Source organism: Bradyrhizobium sp. RD5-C2 (assembly GCF_019972155.1).
In the GTDB taxonomy this organism is placed as follows: Bacteria; Pseudomonadota; Alphaproteobacteria; order Rhizobiales; family Xanthobacteraceae; genus Bradyrhizobium.
In genome coordinates, this window is sequence record NZ_BOVL01000010.1 from 44,204 (window position 1) to 67,064 (window position 22,861).

The following is a 22,861-nucleotide window of genomic DNA, read 5'->3' on the forward strand; positions in this document are numbered from 1 at the left end:
CGGTCGATGCCGCTATTGCCCTCACGGTTAGCATCGGTCGATAAATCGGAAGTATCTGCATTGAAGCAAATCCGCCGAAAAATCGCGGAAATTTCGCCTGAATCGATTCGCCGTAAATTTTCGATTGATGGCGGCTGACGGTTGCCAAATCGGTATACTGCGCCGTGTCCACCATTTCGAAACCATAGTTTGTCGCACCCGGAAACCAGCCGTTCACCATCCCCGGCAAATGACCGGTGAATGACAGCGTCGAAGCCTCGCCAATGCACGGTGTTTGGCAGCAGGCCGCCCCGCCTTAGCGTTCGCTTAAGTTCGCTCTGACACGTTGGCCTGCAATCACAAAGGAGGCGTTCCGGCGCGTCTGTCTGACGATTAAGCCGAAGCGCGAGTGCTGTGAGTAGTTTGAGTCTGATCCGCGATTGCCTGGATGCGCTGCTGCATCCGTCGGCGCAATATGATGCGCTGACGCGTGCGCGCCACCGTGCCTTCATGGCGCCGCGGCTGCTCGGCAGTCTGGCGGCGCTGGCATCGTTCCCTGCCTTTTTGGCGATGCGCGGGGCGCCGACGGCGATCGAGGTCGCGGCCTTCGCCTGGCTGATCGCGCCGATCCTGTTGTCCTGGTTCCTGTCGCGCACCGGCCGCTATGAAGGCGCGCATGTGCTGTCGTCGCTGGCGCTCGCCGGTCTCGTGATGATGATCGCGGCGTCCACCGGCGGCATCGCATCGTTCGCCGCGGTGTGGCTCGTCGTGATTCCGATCGAGGCGGCGCTGTCGGCGTCGCGGCGCGTGGTGGCGTTTGCGTTCGCGCTGGCGATGATCTGCGCGGCGCTACTCAGCGTGCTTGGCCATTACCACGTGCTGCCGGTGGTCGATCCCGCGGTTGTCTTGAACAGCTCGCTGGTCGGCTTCGGCGTCGTGTCGGCGATCTTCTATGCCGCTGGGCTCGCCTTCGGCGCGGAATCGCTGGCGCGTACCAGCGTGGCGCTGCTTTATGTCGAGGAAGAGCGCTACCGCCTGCTCGCCCATAACATGAGCGACGTGCTGTCGCGGCACAGCCGCAACGGCGCGGTGCGCTTCATTTCGCCCGCGGTCGAGGTCATGCTCGGCGTGCCGGCATCGCGCCTGTCCGGCCACGGGTTGTTCGACCGCGTTCATGTCGCCGATCGCCCGGCCTATCTCACCGCGTTGTCGGACGCCGCGCGCGGCGAATCCCGCAGCGTCGAGTTCCGGGTGCGCCGGGATGGCGCGCGTGGCGAGGCTGCCGCCGAATTCATCTGGGTCGAGATGCGCTGCCGCGCGCTCGAGCAGGCTTCCACCGATGCCGAGGTGGTCGCCGTGATCCGCGACGTGACCGATCGCAAGTTGCAGGAGCAGGCGCTCGAACAGGCGCGCCATACGGCCGAGCAGGCCGATGCGTCGAAGACGCGGTTCCTCGCCACCATGAGCCACGAGCTGCGGACCCCGCTCAACGCCATCATCGGCTTCTCCGAGATGATCGCGCAGGAAGACGTGCTCGGCCTCGACGCGGCCCGCCGCAAGGAATACGCGCAGCTCATCAACGACTCCGGCCAGCATCTGCTGTCGGTCGTCAACGGCATCCTCGACATGTCGAAGATGGAGTCCGGCAATTTCGAGATTTCGCCGGAGCCGTTTGCGCCGCGGCCGGCGCTGCTCAATTGCTGCAATCTGGTGGCGCTGAAGGCGCGCGAGAGCGGTGTCGACCTCGTCACCCGGGTGCCCGACGATTTGCCGATCGTGAACGGCGATTCGCGTGCGTTCAAGCAGATCGTGCTCAATCTGGTTTCCAACGCCATCAAGTTCACCGAGCGCGGCGGCAAGGTCACCGTATCGGCCGGCGTCGAGGGATCGCGGCTGCTGCTGCGGGTCTCCGACACCGGCGTCGGCATCGCCGCCGACGACCTCAAGCGGATCGGCGATCCGTTCTTCCAGGCTGGCAAGACCTATCAGCGCCGCCACGAAGGCACCGGCCTTGGCCTGTCCATCGTCAAAGGGCTGGTCGGACTGCACAACGGCGAAATGAACGTGGAGAGCAAGGTGGGCGAGGGCACCATTGTGTCGGTCGCGCTGCCACTGTCGTTCACCCCGCCGGCCGCGGTCGAGCCGTCCAGCAATGTCTCGCCCCTGAAGCCCGCATTGCGCTCCGGACTGCAAGAGCAAACCCAACAGGTGAAGAAGAGTGCCTAGACAGACTTTGGATGACGACGAAACGCCGCGCCGTCGCCGCGGCGCCAAGGCAGTGGCCATCGCGGCCGAGGAGGAGCGTGGCCTCGTCCTGCGCCTGCTGCTGCACAGTCCGAAGGATCTGGTTGCGGGCGTGTTGGCCCTGTCTGCGATTGTTGCGATCCTGATCAATGCGCTGTTCCTGCAGGCTGGCCGTCATCCGTCGCCGATGTTCGGCGGGTCGGTGGTGACGCTGCCGCCGCCGGCTCCGGTTGCCGCGGCCAGCAGCCCGCTGCCGCGCCCGCGTCCGGTCGAGGCTGCCGCCATGGAGCCGACCAAGCCGGTCGAGGTGAAACCCGTTGAGACCAAGCCTGCCGAGACCAGGTCCGTTGAAGCCAAGCCGGCGGAGCCCAAACCGGTTGAAGCGAAGCCGGTCGATCCGATGGCCAGCCTGGTGATGAAGTCGACGGCCGCGCCGCCGCCCGCCGCACCGTCCGCGGCCGCCGCGCCGTCCAGCGTCATTCGTCCGCCGGCGCCGATCCCGACCCAGCATCTGAGCCCGGCCGGAAAACGCATCGCCGCGGTCCAGCGGACGCTGACCGAATATGGCTACGGCCAGCTCAAGCCGACCGGCACGATCGGCGCCGATACCCAGCACGCGATCGCGAAATTCGAGCGCGCGCGCAAGCTGCCGGTGACCGGGCAGATGTCCGATCGCCTCGTGCACGAACTCAGCACGATGATCGGGCACGCGATCGACTAGACGTCGTCGTCCCGGCGATGGCCGGGCTTCGCCCGGCCACACACGGCGCTCATTGACGCATTGATGTGCCGTCAGACAGCTTCGCCCAGCAGAACGTCCCTGACCTCGTCGGAGAACAGTTTTCTGCGGCCGGCCAGCAGCACCCATTCCGGATCCTCGCGATCCGGAATGGCGCGCGGCATGCCGTGATCGAGCAGGGCCTGCGCGCAGCCGGCCCAATCACCGTCACTGACCGGCTCATTGCAGGACGCCCAGGACAACGAACCGGACGCGTCGTCGCCGAAGCCGTGCTGCTCGGTCCATTCTGCGCCGTGCTCGAGCAGGAAGCGTGTCAGCCCGGCATTGCCGCAGAACACCGCATGATTGAGCGCCGACGCATCCCAATCGCCGCCGCGCACCGTGATGGGCCAACCGAGCCTGACCATCAGCCGCACCGCATCGTCGCCGCCTGCTGCGGCGAGCTCAGGAAGCAGCCGCAACTGCTGTGGTGAAAGCGAGCCTGGAAGATCGGGACGGCCGCTCTGGATTCGCCGCGCCTCGCGCTCGTTGCCGCTACTGCACGCCGCGACGAACCGCTCATCGTCGGCCAGCGTCTCGTCGCCGGTGCGTTGGCGCAGCAGCTCGGCGACCTCGGCCAGTCCAAACTGCAAAGCGTAGCGGTAGGCGCTGAGACCGTCCGGTGTCGTGATGCGAGGATCTGCGCCGGCGTCGAGCAGGGCCGCGATGCACTTCCGCGAGCGCCGCCGCCGGATCGCCCACATCAGTGGCGATCCGCAGTCCGTCAACGGCGCGTTGCGGGCCGGCTCGTTCGGGTCACCGCCGTGGCTCAGCAGCAATGCGAGCCCCGGCACGTTCTCGTCGTCGAGCACCTTGTACATCGCGTTGGTGCCCGCGATCCGCGCGCCGTGCTCGAGCAGCAGGCCTGTCGTTACAGAGCCTTCGAGCGAATGGTACAGCGATTCATTATCGTTCGGATCGGCGCCTGCTTCGAGCAACAGTCTCGTTAGCGCGAGATCGTGATTGCGCCCGGCGGCGCCATACAATGCCGACAGCGGATTGCTGTCATCGGGCGCGTCGAGCGATCCGGGTGGCCAACGGCTGCTGATGCGCTGGTCGGGATCGGCGCCGGCCTCAAGCAGCAGGCGCGCGCAGCGATGCAGCCGCGCCTGAAATTCCGGAATCTGCAGCAGGCTTGAATGCGTGACCGCAACCAGCGGCGGCAGCTTCAACGGACCACCGGGACGGTTGACCCATGTGGGATCACGCGCTGTGGTGCGCCGTATCGTCTCCTCGTCGCCGACGGCGCAGGCGAGATAGGGATCGTCGGCCACAAGATCGGGATATTCGGTGAGCATGCGCACCGCGACGCGCGGATGAGCGCGATCGGATGTGCCGTCGACATCAGCGGCATAGACCAGCAGCAGCCATCGCCGCACCCGGTCGGCCTTGCTTTTGCCTGATGGTAATTGGGCTTCGACATAGCGCCGCAGGTCCGGCCAAGAGGCGAAGCCGAGATCGCGCGCCACGCAAGACTGCGCGTCGTGGAGCCGCAGATCGAGTGCGGCGATCTCAGCGTCACTGCGCCCGGCCGCAGCCGGAAGCGCCTGCCGGAAGCGCGTGTAAGCCTCCGGCGCCTGCCGCCGGTAAAGGCGGATAAGCTCCTTGGCCTGTTTCTTCAGATGATCGAGATTCAATCGCGCGGGCGATCGGTCCATGGAAACCTCCGTGCATCATCGCCGATGGTCCACAAAACCGGCTGCACAAAGGCTTGGTTGGCCGCATATCAGGTGCAAGTGGGTTCAACCCTTCCCGTGGACCCGGGCGCGGCTTGCACCGCAGATGCAAGGATATGAGCGAGGCTTGTATCGGTCAACCCGCCGGTGCGTGATGTCATCTGTGACAATTGGACGTGGCCGCGCGGCTGGCCTATAGGTCGGCGCATGCGATTGAAAACCAGCATATGGGTCGCGGCGTATCTGCGCCGCTGCCAGACCGAGGGCGTGTTCGGCGCGATCCGCAAGAAGGGCGCCGAGGAAGCCGGCGCCGTGTTCGTCAAGGTGGCGCTGATGGACGGCAACGCGATGCTGTATGCGCCGGCTCCGCAGACGGTCTATGACGACAGCCGTCCGGCCGAGCGGCTGTTCGTGCCGACCGCACAGCAGCCGGTGTCCGAGCCTTCGGTCGAGGAGCGATTGACCAAAGAGCTCCGCTTCGATCCTGATGCCTGGATCGTCGAGACCGAAGATCGCGCCGGGCGGCACTTTCTCGATCTGGCGAAGGCCTAACTTCCGGACTTCTGGTTGCGAATGCCGGGCGCGCTGCCGGGTTGCACGACGGGTCGTGTCTGCGCCGATGCTGCGCGGACCCGATGGCGCTCGTCGTCATAGAGCGACGAGCGATACTTGGCGCGCGCCACCGCCATGGTCGAGCCACGCCACGCCGCCAGCATCACCAGCGCCGAGCGCTCGCTGAGGTGATCGTAAAGCCGTGACAGCCGATAGACGTAGTTGACCGACGAGCCGGCTTCCGGATTGAGGAACATCAGGATCCGCTGGAACGCGGCGCTCGACACGTCGAGCGCCCGCATCGCGCAGGCGAGCGGCTCACCGCCGGGATCGTTGACGACGTCGGCGGCGATCCGCGACGGCAGGATCAGCGCCTCGCCGAGCTCGAGCGTGAAGTTATCGAGGTCCTCGGCAAACGCCGCCATCTCCAGGATATGGATCGCGCGCGCGGCGCGGGCAGCCGGAATCCGCGCCGCGGCCTTCAGCGGCGTCTCCTGCAGATTGTGCAGGATCTGCGCGCGCTCCTTTGCGCTGGCGGCAAAGAACATGTCGGAGATTTCGGCGGCATCGTTTGGCCGCATCGCAAGGCTCGCGGCCATTCGCAGCTCTGCTTCGGTCGGGACCTTGGCGGGCAGCGCAGACGGTGCAGGCGAGGGAAGCGGCGCTGCCGCCGGCACCGGCTGCTCCGGACCGGCGCGGCGCAGCCCGAGCTTGTCGATGATCCTGGCGGGTGTTGCCGGATAGATCGCAAGTCGCGCGCGGACGGCGGCGCGGGTTGCGTCGTCGACCTCGTCGATCAGGCGCGAGGTCAGCTCGACGAACTGGCGCTCTTCGTCGGCGGAGTGTGCGCTCGCCTGCACATACAGGTCGGTCAGGACGCGCAGCAAAGTGGGGCGGATGTCGACTCCCTCGCGGCGGGAGAGCGTCATCAGCCCATCGAAACCAGGAAATAGCGGAGCTGCGCTCATCTCGGGCGTACGCGACTTGCCAATAAGACTCGGTTTGAAAACCTTGTGGCGGCGAGCCTACGCAGGCTGTTTTAAGACGCAGTTAAGGAAAACAAGCCGTGAAGGCGAACGCTCGAATTTGCGCGTGTCCATTAAGGCACAGCGCCACATCCGTAACCGTCCGTATCGGCAGTTTAAGATGTCGTTAACCATACGCGTTCTTAACTCGGCGTGCGCGGGGCAAATCATGTCCGTGCGGGGCCAGAGAGAACGGAACATGGGCACCATCGTTGAGTTTCCGGCGGATGCGGCCGCACGGCGGCCGAGCGCTGTCGGTGCTGCCGGTGAAGGCATGGGGACCGTGCTGATCCTTCCCGTCGTGCGGATCGAGCGAACGACGGAGGAGACCGGCGGTGGGCGCGGACCGGAGCAGGGCACTGCGCAGGGCCGTCGTCGCCGACGCCGCTCCTGATCCAATGCCGGAATTTGCGCAGCGGACCGCCGCTCGGCGGTCATTCCCGGTGCTGATCCTGCTGCTTGCGGGCTCGGCGCTTGCGGGCTGTAGCGGCGGCGACTTCGGCCGCACCCGCGCCGACTTCCGCAACGACGACATGCATCGCTGGATGGGTGCCGAAGCGACCGGCAGCGTCGGCAAGAACGCCTCGCAATTCCAGCTCACCGAACACGAACGTCAGCTGCGCGATCTCGCCTATCAATTCATCGAGCCGCCGCTGTCGCGACCGGCGTGGAAGAGCGTGTTCGGCGATTACCAGCCGTTGCCTTCGCCGTGGCGGCAGAAGGTCGTGTTCGATCGCACGGCGTATGGCCGCAATCTGATCGACGAGCCGCATCGCTCGTTCGCCTCGCGCTATTCGCTGCTGATCGACCAGGTCCGCGACGACATCACGCGCTTCGAGCCGTTCTTCGCCACCGCGATCCAGGTGATCGAGCTCGATCGCAAGCGCAGTGCCAGCCTGAAGATGATCGCCGACGTGTCGCCGCGCGAGAAGGCCGACGCGGTGGCGCGGATGGAAGAGAACACGCTGATCGTGCAATGGGTCCAGCAGAGCCTGGAGAGGCGGATCTCGTCCTATCGCTGGGCGCTGGAGCGGCTGGTGATCCAGGCGCCTGACGGCATGGCCGCCGACGCCGAACGCCAGATCAACGAACTTGCCCGGCTCACCGCCAATGCGCCGCTCGTCTCAGGTCCGGTCACGGGCCAGGCCGTCGTGACGAAGGGCTAGGCCCGCTTCGCTTTCCGCTCTGATTTGACCGCGCGGCTGCTCGCCTGCCGCGGCAGGCTCGTAATGAACTCCTTCAGCGCGTCGGAGGGCGGGTGCGCCGAGGGATAGGCGAGGCCGACCTGGCGCGTGACGTCGATCTCGATCGCACGCACCGCCACATCCGGATTGCCGCGCGCCACGCCTTCGGGAACGATCGCAACGCCAACCCCGGCCGCGACCAGCGCCATCGCCCACTCCTCCGATTCCGCGATCGCCACCGGCCTGCGTGGCGGCGCGGTGCGCTTGAAGAACTCCTGCTGCTCGCAATGGCAGCGATCGATCATCGGAACGCCTGCGAAGTCGGTGGTCCGGAGCGTCTCTTTGAGGGTCAGTGGATGCGACGGCGGCAATGCCGCGACGTAGCGTTCGCTCCAGAGCGGGATGAAGTGCTCGCCGGCGTTGATCATGGTCTTGGCGACGATCCGCGCGTCGGCCTTCTCATTGGCGGCGACCAGCCGAAGCGCGAGGTCGGCGTTGGCCGTCAGCGGCTTCAGCAGCGCGATCGTCCGCGCCTGATCGAGCGTGCGCAACAGGCCGAGCGTCAGCGGCTGCCTTGTCACGGGTTTGCGAAACAGGTTTCGCGCCGCGTCCGCCTCGTCGATGATCCTGCGGGCGACGCCGTGAAACTGCGCGGCCGACTCCGTCGGCGCCATGCCCTTCTTGTGCCGGATGAACAGCGTGGTGCCGAGCTCGGCCTCGAGATGGGTGATCGCCGCCGAGATCGACGGCTGAGAGATGAAGCAGCGCTTCGCCGCGGCGGTCAGGTTGCGTTCGCGGTAGACCGCGGCGAAATAGCGGAGTTCGCGGATATCCATAGGGCTGTCCTATCGTATCGATAGAGATACAATATTTTACCTATGGAAACGCAGGTGGCAAGGCTGTGCTGAATTCAGCAGAGGAAGGGTCATGCGCATCCACCATCTCAACACCGGCACCATGTGCCCGATCGGCAAGCGGCTCGTGAACGGCAGCGGCAGCATTTTCCAGCGGGCGCGGATGGTCTGTCACTGCCTGCTCGTGGAGAGCAATGACGGCCTCGTGCTGGTCGACACCGGGATCGGGCTCGACGACATCGGCGACCCGCCGCGGCTCGGCCGCAAATGGGTGCGCCAGACGACGCCGCGGCTCGATCCGACCGAGACGGCGGTGCGGCAGGTCAAGGCGCTCGGCTTCTCGCCCGACGATGTGCGGCATCTGTTGCTGACGCATCTCGATCGCGACCACGCCGGGGGCGTGCCGGACTTTGCGAAGGCCAAGGTGCACGTTCATCGCAAGGAGTACGATATGGCGGTGACGCATCAGGTCGCGCCGCCGGAAGGCCGCTACATCACGGCGCAGTGGAAGCACGGGCCGGATTGGGCGTTCTACGGCGCCGATGGCGAGGACTGGTTCGGCTTCATGGGTGTGCGGGCGCTCGGCGATCGCGAGCCGGACATTCTGATGATCCCGCTGCCGGGCCACACGCTCGGCCATTGTGGGATCGCGGTGCGCGACAAGGACAAATGGCTGCTGCACGCCGGCGATGCCTATTTCCATCACGCGCAGCTCGATGCCCGGCCGCGGATCCCACTGGTGCTCGGCATGTTCCAGCGCCGCGCCGACATGGATCGCGCGACGCGGATCCAGAACCAGGAGCGGCTGCGCCAGTTGAAGGCGGCGCATGGCGCTGATGTCACGATCGTCAACAGCCATGATCCCGTCGACTACGAGAGCTGCCGTTGCGGCCGGCACGCGCTGGCTGCGCGCTAGCGCTTGTTGCGCGCCGCAGGTGGCGGAGCCGGAGCGGGCAGCGGCGGCGGTGCTTCCTGCTTCGTCGCGACCGGTTCGGTTTGCAATTTGCAGGACGAGGCCGCGAGCGAGGCCTGCGCCTGCGGCATCAGGCCGGGCTCCGGCGCCAGCGCCTTCAGCAGGATCAGGCCGGTCGAGGTCGGCGAGTCGATGATCAGCCGGTCGGCCGCGGTGACTTCCTCGTCCTCCGGCAGTTCGTTGTGCTGCGCTTCCGTCATCAGATCGAGCTCGATCACCTTCTTGCCGGCGGAGCGATCGTTGATCGCGTAATAGGCGACCTCATTGCGGGTGTAGAACGACACCGACGTATAGGCCTGGCTGACCGGCACCGTGAGCTTGAGCGGCCCGGTGGAGAGATCGTAGCGGCAGATCGCCACCGCGAAGGCCGGATCCATCAGCGGCATCGGCGAGTTGCTCGGGTCGGCCAGCGGCAGCTGCGTCACCTCGTTGAGCTTGGTCATCGGCGTCAGCCGCGAATAGGCGTCCTGCGAGGCGATCCGCGGCAGCGCCAGCACACTGACGAGATGCACCACGCCGCCGAGCAGCACGCCTGCGAGGATCGTGAACAGCACGCGGATCATGGGCAGCCCGTCGTTGCGATCGAGGGCATCGGCGCGTCGCGTTGGGTCCGGGTCGCGACCCCGACCGGCGTGTCGTAGAGGCGCAGCATCAGCGCGTAGCGCTCGATGCCGCCGGTCGGCAGCCAGTTGCCGGCGCGCGAGCGCGAGGCGATGTGGATCTCGAACGTGCCGTCGGAGGCGCGCATGATCTCCTGGCTGGTGAAGCCGTAGCGCTGCAGCGAATTGGCAACGAGGTGGCCCTTGCGGTCGAACAGTGTCAGCGTCCAGAACCGCGCCGCCGGCGTCACCCCGCTGACCACAATATCGCAGCGGCCGTCGAGCGGCTTGTTCTTGTCATCCATAGTGGCCGAGAACGCGATGCCGTCGCCGGTGCCGATCGGCAGCTCGCCGCTGCGCGCGATGGTGGCGCGCGAATAGGGGTCGACGTCGGACGTGCCGTTCTTCGGCCGCGCGGTCCAGGCGCCGATCTTCAGCGTGCCGAGATCGGTGCCGCGCGTCGCCGTCGCGTAGGTCAGGCCGAGGCCGACGGCCGTGGCGATGACGAGTGCCAGCAAGGTGGTGAGGAGGAGCCGCACGTCAGTTCTTGCGTGGCGCAGGAGTTGTTGTCGCGCCGTCCGGTCCGGCCGCGGCAATGTAATTTTCCGGGAACGCCAGCGCGCTCGAGGATTCCGGCTTGCCGGCCTTCGAGGGCTCGTTCAGCGTGGTCTTGTTGGCCGTCTTGGCGGCGTCGTCGAGCAGCTTCTCGACCCGCACCAGGATATCTGCGCCACGCTTGGTCAGAACCGGCGGCGGACCCGGCTTAGTCTCCAGCACGCGCGGCGCCGCGTTGGCCTGGGCATTGGCCTGCGCCGGCTGCGGCGGCAGTTTCTGGCCCATGCCGACGCCGACGAGTTCTTTGACTTCCACGCCCTGATGCGCGGTCACCATGATGTCGTGCCAGGTCTGCGCCGGCAGCGAGCCGCCGGTCATGCGGTTGGTCGGCGAATAGTCGTCATTGCCGTACCAGACCGCGCAGGTGAAGTTGCCGGTGTAGCCGACGAACCAGGCGTCGCGATAGGCGTTGGTGGTGCCGGTCTTGCCCGCGGTCGGAATGCCGTCGAGCGCGGCGCGGCGCGCGGTGCCTTCGCTGACCACGTGGCTCATCATGCCGGCCATGTCGGCGGCGATGTTCGGCGGAATGGCTTGCCGCGGCTTCGGACCGTCGCGGTCCCAGCGCCACACCAGATCGCCGGCGCCGGTGCGCACTTCGAGCACCGAATGCGGCGTCACCGCCTTGCCGCGGTTCGGGAAGGTCGCATACGCCACCGCGTGTTCGATCACCGTGACCTCGTCGGAGCCGATCGGCAGCGACGGCGTGTCGGGCAGCGGCGCCTTGAGGCCGAAGCGGCGTGCGACCTCGACGATCTTGGCGCGGCCGGCCTTCGGGCCTTCCTTGCCGCCCAGCATGATCGAGAGCTTGACCGGCACCACGTTGATCGAGCGCGTGATCGCCTGCGTCAGCGTGACCTGACCCGAATAGGAATGGCCATAGTTCTGCGGGCACCAATTGCCGATGCAGACCGGGCCGTCGACCACCTTCGAGTTCGGCGTGAAGCCGTTCAGCAGCGCCGTGGTGTAGACGTAGGGCTTGAACGACGAGCCCGGCTGGCGATAGGCGTCGACGGCGCGGTTGAACTGGCTCGCGCCGTAGTCGCGGCCGCCGACCATGGCGCGGATGCCGCCGTCGAGATCGGACACCACGGTCGCGGCCTGCGTCGCGTGATAATCGCGTCCGAACTGGCGGAGCTGGTTCTCGATCGCTTCCTCGGCCGCCTTCTGCACGTTCATGTCGATCGCGGTGCGGACCACGAAGACGCGCTCGGTGTAGGATTTCGGGAACGTGTCGACCAGCTTGCGCATCTCGTCGAAGGCGTAGTCGAGATAGTAGTTCGGCGAATTCTCGTCGCGCCGGTCGACCGCGACCGCCGGATTGCGGCGGGCGCCGAACACCTGGCCCTCGGTCATGAAGCCGGCATCCACCAGATTGTCGAGCACGACGTTGGCGCGGGCGCGGGCCGCGGGCAGGTTGATGTGCGGGGCGTATTTGGTCGGCGCCTTGAACAGGCCGGCGAGCATCGCGGCTTCCGCGAGGTTCACGTCGCGCACCGACTTGTTGAAATAGAAATGCGCCGCGCCGTCGACGCCGAAAGTGCCGCCGCCCATATAGGCGCGGTCGAGATAGAGCTTCAGGATCTCGTTCTTGGTCAGCCGCGTTTCCAGCCAGATCGCAAGGAAGGCTTCCTTCACCTTGCGCTCGATGGTGCGCTCGTTGTTCAGAAACAGGTTCTTGGCGAGCTGCTGGGTGATCGACGAACCGCCCTGGCGGACGCCGCCGGCTTGCGCGTTGGTGACGAGCGCGCGGGCGAGGCCCGGAACGTCGATGCCGAAATGGTCATAGAAGCGGCGGTCTTCGGTCGCGAGCGTCGCCTTGATCAGATTGTCCGGAAAGTCTTCCAGCGGGATCGAGTCATTATGCTTGATGCCGCGGCTGCCGATCGGGTTGCCGTAGCGGTCGAGGAAGGTCACCGCGAGGTCGGACTTCTTCAGCCAGTCCTCGTCGGCGGTCTCGCGGAAGGCGGGGATCGCCAGCGTCAGCATCAGGATCATGCCGCCGAGCCCAAGCGTCGCGGCCTCCGACAGTGGCTCGATGAACACCCAGCGCTTCCAGCGGCCGACATAGAAGCGGTCCATGAAGGTGGAATAGCGCTCGTAGAGTTCGCGCAGGCCCTTGCCCGACGAGAACAGCGTCGAGTCGATACGCGCATCGAGGTCCAGGAAGAAATTCCGGATCTTCTGTTTCCAATGCGACGGCATGATCTGAAGGACCGGACCCTTGATCAGTTCGACAGCGCTGCGGGCGCCCGAAACGGGCACAGGCCAGCGTCTTGCTTCGATGTTGCGGCAATCCCAAGGCGCTTTTGCGTCGTTGGGGACTCGTTCGTTGTTCTATCCGAGCGGCTGCCATAAACCAATGGCGCGGCTTGTGAATTTAATGAAAGCCCTAACGCTGCCCACCGGCTTTTTCGACCCCGCAATATCACCCCCTTGCGGAGGGAGCGCCGGCGTCCCAAGAAGAGCTTTACCGCCATGTCAGGGATATCATGACCGCACCGCCCAAGCGCCCGTCGGGCCAGGAGGGATTCTTCTGGAAAACCAAGACGTTGGAACAGATGTCCAACGCCGAATGGGAAAGCCTGTGTGACGGCTGCGCACGTTGCTGCCTGGAGAAGCTCGAGGACGAGGACACCGGCAAGATCTATTTCACCCATATCTCCTGCAAGCTGCTCGATTCCGGCCTGTGCACCTGCAAGGACTATCCGAGCCGCTCCGACCAGGTGCCGGATTGCGTCCGCCTGACGCCCGAGAACGTCCGGACGCTGAACTGGCTGCCGCCGAGCTGCGGCTACCGGCTGGTGGCCGAGGGGCGGGACCTTTACTGGTGGCATCCCCTGATCTCCGGCGATCCCAACACCGTGCATGAAGCCGGGGTCTCGGTGCGCGGGCGGGTGGAGGGCACCGAACTCGACGTCAACGACGCCGATCTCGAGGATCACATCGTGCGCTGGCCGGCCCTGCTGCCGAAACGGGCACAATTGAAGAAGCGGCCCAAGGCCTCCAAGTAAATTTTCACGACAGAACGACGCCGGCGCGAGAGCTGGCGCCGGCATTGTCGCGATCACGTCACCGCGAGAACAGTGCGGTGGGATGCACCCATGCGCTGAGGTGCCTGCCTCAGCAACGAATTGCTGCATAAATTGCGGATCAGAGCATGATTCCATCGCGGCACGCGCCCGCGCAGCAGCATTACGCCCCAAATGAACAAGTATGAACGGCAGAGCCGTTTTCCTGCCGACCAAGAAACATTGCCTGACGACATTGCCGCAGAGCTGTCTCACCTCCCGACCGAGGTGATCGAACTCAGCGACGCGCCGCCGCTGGCGCCGCCGGCGCCGCTCAATCCGGACGAAGTCCGCACCATCGTGATCAGCCTGATGCTGACGATGTTCCTGGCCGCGCTCGACCAGACCATCGTCGCGACCGCGCTGCCGACGATCGGGCGCCAGTTTCACGACGTCACCAACCTGTCCTGGGTGATCACGGCCTATCTGCTCGCCTCGACCGCGGTGGCGCCGGTGTTCGGCACGCTGAGCGACATCTATGGCCGCCGCGTCATGATCATCACTTCGCTCAGCCTGTTCGTGGTCGGCTCGGTGCTGTGCGCGATCGCGCCCAGCATGACCATGCTGATCATTGCCCGCGGCCTGCAGGGCCTCGGCGGCGGCGGCATCATGCCGGTGGTGCAGACCGTGATCTCCGACGTGGTGACCCCGCGCGAGCGTGGCCGCTACCAGGCCTATTTCTCCAGCGTCTGGATGGCCGGCGGCATTCTCGGCCCGGTGGTCGGCGGCGTGTTCGCCGAGCATCTGCACTGGTCGATGATCTTCTGGATCAACCTGCCGCTCGCGGCGGCGGCGCTGGCGCTGCTGCTGCCGAAGATGAGCAAGATCCCGGTGTTCCACCGCAAGCGCAAGGTCGACTGGCTCGGCGGCGTGCTGCTGATGGCCTCGGCCGTCGTGTTGATGCTGGTGCTGACCTGGGGCGGCACGCGTCTCTCGTGGCTGTCGCCGACCATTACCGCGATGATTGGCGCCTCGATCGCGCTCGCCGGCGCCTTCGTCTGGCACGCGCGCCGCGCCGACGAGCCGTTCCTGCCGCTGTCGCTGCTCGGCGGCTCGGTGGTGCCGTTCGCAATGGGCGCGGGCGGCTGCGCGCTCGGCGCCATGGTCGGGCTCACCGTGCACCTGCCGCTCTATTACGAGGTGGTCTATCACCTCACCGCCAGCGAGGCCGGCCTTGCGCTGATCCCGCTCGCGGCGATCTCGACCTTCGGTGCGGCGATCGCCGGCCGGACCATGGCGAAGGCCAAGCATTACAAGCGTGTCGCGATCGTCGGCACCTCGGTGGCTGCGATCTGCGCCGTCGGCATGGCCGTGACGACGCTGCCGCTGTGGGGATTGCTGCTGTTGATGAGCGTGTTCGCGCTCGGGCTCGGCACCACATTCCCGATCAGCGTGGTGTCGCTGCAGAACGCGGTGGCGCGCCCGCAGGTCGGCACCGTGACCGGTGCGATGAACTTCTTCCGCGCCATGATGGCGTCCTTCACGGTTGCCGCCTTCACCACGATCCTGCTGATGACGCTCGGGACCGACATCTCGCTTGCCGGCGAGCATCATGCCGCGTCCGCCGGCAGCGTCGGCGCGATCCCGATGGCCGACATGATCACCGCATTCCGCTACGTGTTCGGCGCCGCCGCCGTACTGCTGACCACGGCGTCCATCTGCATGATCACGATGGAAGAACGCCCGCTCGCCGGTCCCGCCGCGCAGCCGGTCGAGATGGCGGAGTAGGGCGGGTTCACCCTTGCTGTCGTCCTGGCGAAAGCCAGGACGACGATGACGATGGTTCTCGATTCAAGTTGTCATACCACGCGGTGTCATCACCCGCGCATGCGGGTGATCCAGTATTCCAGAGACGCTTGAGTTCAATCCGATAGGCCGCGGCGTACTGGATCGCCCGGTCGAGCCGGGCGATGACAGCTGTGGATGATCGGCCCTACGCTTTATTCCCGCGCTGCCTCATATTTATTCAGCCACAAAACGCCGACCCACTACTTTAGTTGTCGTCCATGCATGGCGATCTGCGCGCAGTTTCACTTGCTGCGCATTTTGTCGCAGCTATAGTCCGGCCCCAAGAGCTCGAAGCAGCCGAACAAAAGAGGAGAGAAACAGGGTGAAAAAGACTTCGCGACTGCCATTTCATGCGATGCAGCAATTCGCCGGAGCAGCCGCTTTGGGCCTTGTGGCGCTCGCGCCCGGCGGCGCGCAGGCCGCCGACACCCTCAAGATCGGCGTGATCGCCGAGGCGCAGGCGATTGCCGGGGCGTCGATCCCGCAGGCGGCGCAACTCGCCGCCGACGAGATCAACGCCAAGGGCGGCATCGACGGCCGCAAGATCGAGATCGTCTCCTACGATAATCACTCGTCCTCGGCGGACTCGGTGCGGGCATTCCAGCGCGCGGTCAACGAAGACAAGGTCAACGTTGTCATCTCGAGCTACATCAGCGAAGTGGTGCTGGCGCTCGAGCCCTGGGCGTCGCGCCTGAAGACCCCGTTCGTCACGCCCGGTGCGGCCTCCAACGAGATCAGCAAGAGCGTCCATGCCGATTACGAGAAGAACAAGTACACCTTCCACGGCTATCTGACCTCGGCGGCGCTGGCGCTGTCGGTGTGCGACGCCGCCAAGGAGCTGCTGGTCGATCAGAAGCACATGAAGACCGCGGTCATCATGAGCGAGGATGCCGCCTGGACCAAGCCGCTCGACGTCGGCTACGAGGAGTGCCTGCCGAAGATCGGGCTCAAGGTCGTCGACCATATCCGCTTCTCGCCTGATACCACCGACTTCACGCCGATCTTCAACAAGGTGGAAGCCGCCAAGCCCGACGTCATCATCACCGGCATCTCGCATGTCGGCGTGCAGCCGACGGTGCAGTGGAAGAACCAGCAGGTGCCGATCCCGATGTTCGGCATCTCCTCGCAGGCGACCAACGAGACCTTCGGCAAGGACACCAATGATGCGGCGGAAGGCGTGCTGTATCAGGGCGTGTCGGGCCCGAACGTCGCGGTGACGCCGAAGTCGGTGCCGTTCGCGGAGGATTTCAAGAAGCGCTACGGCAACTATCCGTCCTACGCGGGTTACACCGCCTATGACGAGGTCTATTACATCGCGGATGCTGTGAAGCGCGCCGGCTCGGTCGAGGCCGACAAGATGGTCGATGCACTGGAGAAGACCGATTGGGAAGGCACCATCGGACGCGTCCAGTTCTACGGCAAGGACGATCCCTTCACCCATTCGATCAAGTACGGCAAGGGCCTGATCACCGGACTGATGCTGCAGTGGCAGGGCGGCAAGCAGGTCGCGGTGTGGCCGAAGGAGGTCGCGAAGAGCGATCTCAAGTTCCCGAGCTTCATCAAGCTCACGACCAACTGACCGATGACAATGCTCCCGGGCCGGTCCCGGGAGCATCCGTATTCAGTTCCGCGTCCTCCACAACAGGCAGCTTTGCTGCCGCGGCCGATTTGAGATGCTTGCCTTACAAATCCTGATCGATGGCTTCGCCATCAGTGCGCTCTATGCGCTCGGCGCCACCGGCTTCACCCTGATCTTCGGTGTCTCCGGCGTTCTCAACCTCTCCCACGGCGCCATCATGGTGGCCGCAGCGGTCGCGGCCTGGGCCGCGGCCAGCGTGCTGCACCTCGACATCTACTCCGGCGCGCTGTTCGGTGTCGGCGTGGCGCTGATCATGGCGTTCGCGACCTATTTTGCAGTCGTGAAGCCGATCCAGAACTCCAGGCGGATCCCCAACGAGGAGAAGGAAATCTTCGTCCTCACCGGCACCCTGCTGTGGGGCATCATGATCCAGGAGCTGATCGCCTATTTCTTCACCAACAACGCCAAGACGGTGCTGCCGATCGTCGAGGGCGTCGTCGATATCTTCGGCAACCGCACGCCGCGCAACAACATCTTCACCGCGCTGGTGTGCTGCCTCGTGATCGGCCTGCTGTGGCTGCTGGTGAACCGCACCAGGACCGGCAAGGCCGTGCTGGCGGCCTCGATGAACCCGCGCGGCGTCACCTTGCTCGGGCTCGAGCTCACCCAGATCTATATCGTGGTGTGGGGCATCTACGGCATTCTCGCCGGTATCGCCGGCGTGCTGCTCGGCATGTTCCTCGGCGTCAGCTCCTACAGCGTCGGGCCGCTGACCGCGAGCGCATTCTCGATCGTGGTGCTCGGCGGCCTCGGCAGCGTCTCCGGTTCGCTGATTGCGGCCTTCGTGGTCGGCTATCTCGAGACCATCACGGCCTACATGATCTCGCCGGCCTACCGCACCATTCCGGCGCTGCTGCTTTTGGTGTTCGTGATGTATATCCGGCCTCAAGGCCTCTTGGGGAGGCGCTGAGATGGCCAACTTCTTCACCTCGCGCCTGTTCTTCATCTCGCTGGTCTGCGTGGTGGTTGCCGCGACGCTGCCGCTCTATGTCTCCGGCTATATCCTCGGCCTGCTCACCGTCGCGTTCTATTTCGGCGTATTCGCGATGGCCTGGGACCTCTTGTTCGGCTTCGCCGGCGAGGTCAATTTCGGGCCGACCTTCCTGATCGGCACCGGCGCCTACACCGCGGGCATCCTCAACAACCAGTTCGGCTGGTCGGTCTATGTCTGCATCCTGCTCGGCGCGCTGGCCTCGGTGGTCGCAGGCTTCGTGCTGGCGCTGCCGGCGCTGCGAGTGAGAGGACCGTATTTCGGCCTCACCACCCTGGTCGCGGTGCTGATGCTGCAGAATTTCATTGTGGTGTTCGCCGATCTCACCGGCGGCGAGATCGGGCTCACCATCCCTGATGTCATCACGATCAATGCCGGGGCGAATTACTGGATCGCGCTCGGCTTCATGAGCATCAGCGCGGCCATTCTGTATGGCCTGTCGCAATCGCCCGTCGGCCTCGTGCTGCAGGCGAGTGGGCAGGACCCGGTGCAGGCCGGCGCGCTCGGCTTCAACATCGTCAAGCACAAGCTCGCGGCGTTCATCGTCAGCGCCTTCTTCTCGGGACTGTCGGGGGCGCTGCTGGTGTTCTACTTCGGCACCGCTTCGGTCGGCACCGTGGTCGATGTTGCGGTCGGTGTGAACGTGATCGTCTCAGCCGTGCTCGGCGGCCGGCGCACCGTGCTGGGCGCGGCGTTAGGCGCGATCTTCCTGATCGTGGCCGGCGAATTCCTGCGCCCGACCGGCGAGCTTGCCACCTTCATCGTCTCGGCTGTGGCGCTGCTCGTCGTGCTATTCTTCCCCGGCGGTTTCCTCGGAGCGGCCTTGTCTCGCGAGGCGCGCTCCTAAATGGATCAGACTGTGACCACTATTCCGACACTTGCAGTTCGCGGCCTGACCAAGCGGTTCGGCGGCCTGACCGCGGTGAAGAATCTGAGCTTCGAGCTGCGCCCCGGCGAGATTCTCGGCCTGATCGGGCCGAACGGCTCGGGCAAGTCGACCGCGATGAAGAGCGTGATGGGCATCGAGCGCCCGACCGCGGGCGAGGTGCTGTTCGACGGCGAAAACGTGGCCGGGCTACCTGCGCACAAGATCGCGCGCAAGGGCTTTGGCATGGTGTTCCAGCACTCGCGGCCGCTCAACCGGCAGACCGTGCTCGAGAACATCATGGTCGCGTTGCTGCCCGACAGCCTGTTCATGCTGTTTCCCGACAAGGCGCTGACCGAGCGCGCCAAATGGATCGCCGATCGCGTTGGCCTCGGGGCGGTGATGGACCGCCGCCCGCCGACATTGCCGTTCGCCGATTTACGCCGGCTCGAGCTGGCCAAGGCGATCGCGCGCGACCCGAAGGTGGTGCTGGTCGATGAGCCCTTTGCCGGGTTGACCAGCACCGAGGTCGGCGTGTTCTCGCAATTGATCCGCAGCTTCCGCGACGAGGGCCGCGCGGTGATGCTGGTCGACCACAACGTCAAGAGCGTCGCCGCGCTGGTCGACCGCGTGCTTGCGATGTATCTCGGCGAGGAGATCACGACCGGCCGCGCCGAGGACGTGATGAAGAACGAGACCGTGCGGCGGGTCTATCTCGGCGGCGCGATCGAGACCCATGCGCGGCCCGAGACCTCGTTCAAGGACAAGGTGCCGCTGCTGCAAGTCGAGAACGTCAGTGTGCATTACGGCAAGGCGCAGGCGCTGGAGAACGTCTCGATCCACGTCCATGAGGGCGAGTTCGTCTCGATCGTCGGCCTCAACGGCGCCGGCAAGACCACGCTGTTCAACACCATCTCGGGGTTCCTGCCTTATACCGGCGAGATCCTGCGCGGCGGCGAGAAGTTGCGTGGAACGGGACCTGCCAAGATCGCCCGCTCGGGCCTCGTGCAATGCCCGGAATCGCGCGAATTGTTCGGCGAGATGACGGTGCGGGAAAACCTCGATCTCGGCGGCCAGCATCTCGACGACGCGGCGCGGGCCAAGCAACTCGCCTGGCTGTTCGAGCTGTTCCCGATCCTGAAGGAGCGCCACGGCCAGATGGCCCAAACGCTCTCCGGCGGCGAGCAGCAGATGCTGGCGATCGGCCGCGCGCTGATGATGCAGCCGCAGATCCTGATCCTCGACGAGCCGACGCTGGGCCTTGCTCCGGTCATCCTCGAACTGTTGTCGAAGGCGCTGGAGAAGCTGCGCCAGACCACCAAGATCACGGTGCTGCTCGGCGAGCAGAACGTGACCTTCGCGCTTCCGCATGCCGACCGCGTCTATGTGCTGGAGCACGCGCGGATCGTCTGGGAGGGCGATCCTGGCCGGTTCGCCGCGGAGGCCGGCAAGGACTTTCTCTGACGTTCGAAGTTTGAAGAATAACAAAACAAAGCAAGGGAGACCACGATGTCAGCATATTCAACCGCCACCCGCGTCAGCCTGTTGGCCTCGGCGCTCGCGCTGTGCCTTGCGGCGCCGGCCTATGCGCAGTCAAACGACCCGATCAAGATCGGCGTCATCGCCGAGGTGCAGTCGATCGCGGGTGCGGCAACCCCGGGCGGCGCGCAGATCGCCGCCGACGAGATCAACGCCAAGGGCGGCGTGATGGGCCGCAAGATCGAGATCGTCACCTACGACAATAAGAGCTCGTCGGCGGATTCGGTGCGCGCGTTTCAGCGCGCGGTGAGCGAGGACAAGGTTTCGGCCGTGATCGCGAGCTACATCAGCGAGGTCGTGCTGGCGCTGGAGCCGTGGGCTTCGCGGCTGAAGATGCCGCTGATCACGCCCGGCGCTGCCTCGAACGAGATCACCAAGGCGGTGCACAACGATTATGAGAAGAACAAGTACACTTTCCACGGCTACCTGACCTCGGCCGCGCAGGCGCAGCTCGTCTGCGACGCGGCCAAGGAGCTGCTGGTTGATCAGCTCAAGTTCAAGTCGGTGGCGATCATGAGCGAGGACGCGGCGTGGACCAAGCCGCTCGACATCGGCTACGAGGCCTGCCTGCCCAAGGCCGGGCTGAAGGTCGTCGAGCACATTCGCTTCTCGCCCGACACCACCGACTTCACGCCGATCTTCAACAAGATGGAAGCCGCCAAGCCCGACGTGATCGTCACCGGCATCTCCCATGTCGGCGTGCAGCCGACGGTGCAGTGGAAGAACCAGCAGGTGCCGATCCCGATGTTCGGCATCAGCGCGCAGGCGCTGAGCCCGACGTTCTGGGGCGACACCAACGGCGCCGCCGAAGGCGTGCCGTCGCTCGCGGTGGCGACGCCGGACGTCGCGGTGACGCCAAAGACGAAACCGTTCGCCGCCGCCTTCAAGGCCAAGTTCGGCACGCCGCCGGCCTATACCGGCTACACTGCCTATGACGAGGTCTACATCATCGCCGAAGCGATCCAGCGCGCCGGCTCGACCGATCCGGACAAGATGGTCACCGAGCTCGAGAAGACGGATTTCGAGGGCACGATCGGCAAGATCCAGTTCTACGGCAAGAGCGACGAATTCACCCACGGCATCAAGGCCGGCCCGGGCGCCGTCACCGGCCTGGTGTTCCAGTGGCAGGGCGGCAAGCAGATCACGGTCTGGCCGAAGGCGATCGCGGAAGGGAAGCTGAAGTTTCCGGATTTTGTGAAGCTGTCGCAGTAATTGCGCGCACGCTATCGTGAGATGAGAAGGGGCGGTCACGCGGTGACCGCCCCTTCTGTTATTTGCGCGTCGGCGGTGCGGTCTGGATCGTCGGCGCGGCGGCCGCAAGTAATGCGACGCGATCGCGGTTGCGCGGCGGATAGATGCGCTGCTGGTTGATGGTCTGCTTGGTGACCTTGGCGGCGGCGCCTGACGTATGCACCTCGCGGTCCCAGCCAGTGGTGTAGAGCGCGCCCCAGGCGCCGAGATCGAGCACCGTCACATACCAGTCGATATTGAGTGGCAGCAGCTTTTCGCCGAATAGATCGGCGACCACATTGTGCCCGGCAAAGCGGCCCATCGGCCGCGCGAACTGGCACGACATCACGGTTGAATGCTCGCCATCAATCAGGCAGGCGGCAACGTCGCCCGCGGCGAACACGCCGTTGAGGCCCTCGGCGCGCATGTAGTGATCCACGGCGATGCGGCCGAGCGCATCGCGCTTCGCCGGCAGCAGGGCGGCGAGGGGGCTCGCGCGCATGCCGCCGCACCACACCACGGTGGCGGCCGGAATGATCTCGCTGCTATCAAGCGTGATGCTGTCGGCGCCGACGGCGCTGACCCTGACGTTCAGCCGCGTCTCGACGCCGAGCGCGGCCAGCGCCTCGTTGATGACGGGACGGCCATGCGCGCCGAACGTCGCGCCGACCACCGGATTGGGGTCGATCAGGATGATGCGGTGATCGCCGGTGATGCCGGCGCCGGCGAGCTTGGCCGGCATCTCGGCCGCGACCTCGATCCCGGTGAACCCTGCGCCGACCACCGCCACCGTCGCGCGGGCCGGTGAGGGTGGCTGCCTGCCGAGCGCGGCAAGATGCGTGTTGAGGCGCGTGGCTGCTTCGAAGGTGTCGACATCAAAGCCGTGTGCAGCAAGGCCTGATATCGCGGGGCGGACCAGCTCGCTGCCGGTCGTCAGCACCAGCCGGTCATAGCTCAGCGTGTCCGCGCTGGAGCCAGTCTTGACGACGACCTCGCGCTTCGCCGGATCGATCGCCGCGACGTCAGCCACCCTATGCCCGACGCCGACCGGATCGAGCAGGTCCTTGAGCGGCAGTGCGACATCGCCGAGGTCGACCTCGTAATTGCGCACCCGGATGTTGTGATAGGTGTTGCGATCGACGACGAGAATCTCGGTGTCCTCAGCCCGCACGCCGATCTCGTCGCGCTTGCGGGCCGCACCGAGCGCCGCCCACAGACCGGCAAAGCCGGCACCCAGCACCAGAACGCGCGCCATCTCTCCC

Annotated in this window: 20 protein-coding genes; 13 read left to right on the forward strand and 7 right to left on the reverse strand. The window is 65.6% G+C overall.

Annotation, left to right across the window (positions count from 1 at the left end; all coding sequences use genetic code 11):
- The first annotated feature begins 402 nt into the window (after positions 1-402).
- Together BraRD5C2_RS10980 and BraRD5C2_RS10985 are read left to right on the forward strand one after the other, a co-directional pair.
- Positions 403-2,205, forward strand: a complete 1,803-nt coding sequence (locus BraRD5C2_RS10980) for an ATP-binding protein (protein WP_374707983.1) — start codon at positions 403-405, stop codon at positions 2,203-2,205.
- Positions 2,198-2,944: a peptidoglycan-binding domain-containing protein gene (locus BraRD5C2_RS10985; protein ID WP_223968287.1), complete on the forward strand. Its 747-nt coding sequence runs from the start codon at positions 2,198-2,200 to the stop codon at positions 2,942-2,944. The genes BraRD5C2_RS10980 and BraRD5C2_RS10985 overlap by 8 nt, the downstream gene beginning before the upstream one ends.
- Before the next feature lie 71 nt (positions 2,945-3,015).
- On the opposite strand, the gene BraRD5C2_RS10990 is transcribed toward BraRD5C2_RS10985, so the two are convergent.
- Positions 3,016-4,659 carry an ankyrin repeat domain-containing protein gene (locus tag BraRD5C2_RS10990; protein ID WP_223968288.1) on the reverse strand — a complete coding sequence of 548 codons (1,644 nt, stop codon included), beginning with the start codon at positions 4,657-4,659 and terminating at the stop codon, positions 3,016-3,018.
- A 225-nt stretch (positions 4,660-4,884) separates the two neighbouring features.
- Between BraRD5C2_RS10990 and BraRD5C2_RS10995 the strand changes: the two genes are divergently transcribed.
- Positions 4,885-5,229 carry a DUF1491 family protein gene (locus BraRD5C2_RS10995; protein ID WP_176532524.1) on the forward strand — a complete coding sequence of 115 codons (345 nt, stop codon included), beginning with the start codon at positions 4,885-4,887 and terminating at the stop codon, positions 5,227-5,229.
- On the opposite strand, the gene BraRD5C2_RS11000 is transcribed toward BraRD5C2_RS10995, so the two are convergent.
- Positions 5,226-6,158 carry a DUF2336 domain-containing protein gene (locus BraRD5C2_RS11000; RefSeq protein ID WP_223968289.1) on the reverse strand — a complete coding sequence of 311 codons (933 nt, stop codon included), beginning with the start codon at positions 6,156-6,158 and terminating at the stop codon, positions 5,226-5,228. The genes BraRD5C2_RS10995 and BraRD5C2_RS11000 overlap by 4 nt on opposite strands.
- Before the next feature lie 295 nt (positions 6,159-6,453).
- Between BraRD5C2_RS11000 and BraRD5C2_RS11005 the strand changes: the two genes are divergently transcribed.
- Both BraRD5C2_RS11005 and BraRD5C2_RS11010 read left to right on the forward strand, forming a co-directional pair.
- Positions 6,454-6,648, forward strand: a complete 195-nt coding sequence (locus tag BraRD5C2_RS11005) for a hypothetical protein (protein ID WP_097670912.1) — start codon at positions 6,454-6,456, stop codon at positions 6,646-6,648.
- 4 nt (positions 6,649-6,652) lie between these two features.
- Positions 6,653-7,420 carry a hypothetical protein gene (locus tag BraRD5C2_RS11010; protein ID WP_223968290.1) on the forward strand — a complete coding sequence of 256 codons (768 nt, stop codon included), beginning with the start codon at positions 6,653-6,655 and terminating at the stop codon, positions 7,418-7,420.
- Here BraRD5C2_RS11010 and BraRD5C2_RS11015 read toward each other — a convergent pair.
- Positions 7,417-8,274, reverse strand: a complete 858-nt coding sequence (locus BraRD5C2_RS11015; RefSeq protein WP_223968291.1) for a LysR family transcriptional regulator — start codon at positions 8,272-8,274, stop codon at positions 7,417-7,419. The two genes, BraRD5C2_RS11010 and BraRD5C2_RS11015, sit on opposite strands and share 4 nt — an antisense overlap.
- A 91-nt stretch (positions 8,275-8,365) precedes the next feature.
- Here BraRD5C2_RS11015 and BraRD5C2_RS11020 point away from each other — a divergent pair, with 91 nt between their 5' ends.
- Complete coding sequence (locus tag BraRD5C2_RS11020) at positions 8,366-9,208, forward strand: MBL fold metallo-hydrolase (RefSeq protein WP_223968292.1); 843 nt, start codon at positions 8,366-8,368, stop codon at positions 9,206-9,208.
- On the opposite strand, the gene BraRD5C2_RS11025 is transcribed toward BraRD5C2_RS11020, so the two are convergent.
- From BraRD5C2_RS11025 to BraRD5C2_RS11035, 3 genes are read right to left on the reverse strand one after another with little or no spacing between them, the layout of a single operon-like run.
- Entirely contained in the window at positions 9,205-9,828 is a 624-nt protein-coding gene (locus BraRD5C2_RS11025; RefSeq protein ID WP_223968293.1) for a DUF1254 domain-containing protein, read from the reverse strand. The two genes, BraRD5C2_RS11020 and BraRD5C2_RS11025, sit on opposite strands and share 4 nt — an antisense overlap.
- Positions 9,825-10,403, reverse strand: coding sequence for a DUF1214 domain-containing protein (locus BraRD5C2_RS11030; protein WP_223968294.1), 579 nt, complete (start codon positions 10,401-10,403; stop codon positions 9,825-9,827). Before BraRD5C2_RS11030 ends, BraRD5C2_RS11025 begins: the two co-directional genes overlap by 4 nt.
- Before the next feature lies 1 nt (position 10,404).
- Complete coding sequence (locus BraRD5C2_RS11035; protein WP_223968806.1) at positions 10,405-12,681, reverse strand: transglycosylase domain-containing protein; 2,277 nt, start codon at positions 12,679-12,681, stop codon at positions 10,405-10,407.
- 287 nt (positions 12,682-12,968) lie between these two features.
- Between BraRD5C2_RS11035 and BraRD5C2_RS11045 the strand changes: the two genes are divergently transcribed.
- The 7 genes from BraRD5C2_RS11045 to BraRD5C2_RS11075 all read left to right on the forward strand — a co-directional run bounded on the left by BraRD5C2_RS11045 (position 12,969) and on the right by BraRD5C2_RS11075 (position 21,581).
- Entirely contained in the window at positions 12,969-13,490 is a 522-nt protein-coding gene (locus BraRD5C2_RS11045; RefSeq protein WP_223968295.1) for a YcgN family cysteine cluster protein, read from the forward strand.
- A 192-nt stretch (positions 13,491-13,682) separates the two neighbouring features.
- Complete coding sequence (locus BraRD5C2_RS11050; RefSeq protein ID WP_223968296.1) at positions 13,683-15,275, forward strand: MDR family MFS transporter; 1,593 nt, start codon at positions 13,683-13,685, stop codon at positions 15,273-15,275.
- A 415-nt stretch (positions 15,276-15,690) separates the two neighbouring features.
- Entirely contained in the window at positions 15,691-16,914 is a 1,224-nt protein-coding gene (locus BraRD5C2_RS11055; RefSeq protein ID WP_223968808.1) for an ABC transporter substrate-binding protein, read from the forward strand.
- Between the two features lie 94 nt (positions 16,915-17,008).
- Positions 17,009-17,884 (forward strand): branched-chain amino acid ABC transporter permease, encoded by an 876-nt coding sequence (locus BraRD5C2_RS11060; RefSeq protein ID WP_092125194.1) that lies wholly within the window; start codon positions 17,009-17,011, stop codon positions 17,882-17,884.
- 1 nt (position 17,885) lies between these two features.
- Positions 17,886-18,812: a branched-chain amino acid ABC transporter permease gene (locus BraRD5C2_RS11065; protein ID WP_223968297.1), complete on the forward strand. Its 927-nt coding sequence runs from the start codon at positions 17,886-17,888 to the stop codon at positions 18,810-18,812.
- The gene (locus tag BraRD5C2_RS11070; RefSeq protein ID WP_223968298.1) at positions 18,813-20,294 is read left to right on the forward strand and encodes an ATP-binding cassette domain-containing protein; all 1,482 of its coding nucleotides are present in this window, start codon (positions 18,813-18,815) and stop codon (positions 20,292-20,294) included.
- 45 nt (positions 20,295-20,339) lie between these two features.
- Positions 20,340-21,581, forward strand: coding sequence for an ABC transporter substrate-binding protein (locus BraRD5C2_RS11075; protein ID WP_223968299.1), 1,242 nt, complete (start codon positions 20,340-20,342; stop codon positions 21,579-21,581).
- A gap of 58 nt (positions 21,582-21,639) precedes the next feature.
- Here the strand turns inward: BraRD5C2_RS11075 and BraRD5C2_RS11080 are convergent, their stop codons facing one another.
- On the reverse strand, positions 21,640-22,854 hold the full coding sequence (locus tag BraRD5C2_RS11080; protein ID WP_223968300.1) for an NAD(P)/FAD-dependent oxidoreductase: 1,215 nt from the start codon (positions 22,852-22,854) through the stop codon (positions 21,640-21,642).
- Positions 22,855-22,861 lie beyond the last annotated feature (7 nt).

What these genes read in the sequence shown, in the direction of transcription:
- BraRD5C2_RS10990 (WP_223968288.1), bottom strand. Translation starts at nt 4,659, where the DNA reads ATGGACCGATCGCCCGCGCGATTGAATCTCGATCATCTGAAGAAACAG.
- BraRD5C2_RS10995 (WP_176532524.1), top strand. Translation starts at nt 4,885, where the DNA reads ATGCGATTGAAAACCAGCATATGGGTCGCGGCGTATCTGCGCCGCTGC.
- BraRD5C2_RS11000 (WP_223968289.1), bottom strand. Translation starts at nt 6,158, where the DNA reads ATGACGCTCTCCCGCCGCGAGGGAGTCGACATCCGCCCCACTTTGCTG.
- BraRD5C2_RS11005 (WP_097670912.1), top strand. Translation starts at nt 6,454, where the DNA reads ATGGGCACCATCGTTGAGTTTCCGGCGGATGCGGCCGCACGGCGGCCG.
- BraRD5C2_RS11010 (WP_223968290.1), top strand. Translation starts at nt 6,653, where the DNA reads ATGCCGGAATTTGCGCAGCGGACCGCCGCTCGGCGGTCATTCCCGGTG.
- BraRD5C2_RS11015 (WP_223968291.1), bottom strand. Translation starts at nt 8,274, where the DNA reads ATGGATATCCGCGAACTCCGCTATTTCGCCGCGGTCTACCGCGAACGC.
- BraRD5C2_RS11020 (WP_223968292.1), top strand. Translation starts at nt 8,366, where the DNA reads ATGCGCATCCACCATCTCAACACCGGCACCATGTGCCCGATCGGCAAG.
- BraRD5C2_RS11025 (WP_223968293.1), bottom strand. Translation starts at nt 9,828, where the DNA reads ATGATCCGCGTGCTGTTCACGATCCTCGCAGGCGTGCTGCTCGGCGGC.
- BraRD5C2_RS11035 (WP_223968806.1), bottom strand. Translation starts at nt 12,681, where the DNA reads ATGCCGTCGCATTGGAAACAGAAGATCCGGAATTTCTTCCTGGACCTC.
- BraRD5C2_RS11045 (WP_223968295.1), top strand. Translation starts at nt 12,969, where the DNA reads ATGACCGCACCGCCCAAGCGCCCGTCGGGCCAGGAGGGATTCTTCTGG.
- BraRD5C2_RS11050 (WP_223968296.1), top strand. Translation starts at nt 13,683, where the DNA reads ATGAACAAGTATGAACGGCAGAGCCGTTTTCCTGCCGACCAAGAAACA.
- BraRD5C2_RS11055 (WP_223968808.1), top strand. Translation starts at nt 15,691, where the DNA reads ATGCAGCAATTCGCCGGAGCAGCCGCTTTGGGCCTTGTGGCGCTCGCG.
- BraRD5C2_RS11060 (WP_092125194.1), top strand. Translation starts at nt 17,009, where the DNA reads ATGCTTGCCTTACAAATCCTGATCGATGGCTTCGCCATCAGTGCGCTC.
- BraRD5C2_RS11065 (WP_223968297.1), top strand. Translation starts at nt 17,886, where the DNA reads ATGGCCAACTTCTTCACCTCGCGCCTGTTCTTCATCTCGCTGGTCTGC.
- BraRD5C2_RS11070 (WP_223968298.1), top strand. Translation starts at nt 18,813, where the DNA reads ATGGATCAGACTGTGACCACTATTCCGACACTTGCAGTTCGCGGCCTG.
- BraRD5C2_RS11075 (WP_223968299.1), top strand. Translation starts at nt 20,340, where the DNA reads ATGTCAGCATATTCAACCGCCACCCGCGTCAGCCTGTTGGCCTCGGCG.
- BraRD5C2_RS11080 (WP_223968300.1), bottom strand. Translation starts at nt 22,854, where the DNA reads ATGGCGCGCGTTCTGGTGCTGGGTGCCGGCTTTGCCGGTCTGTGGGCG.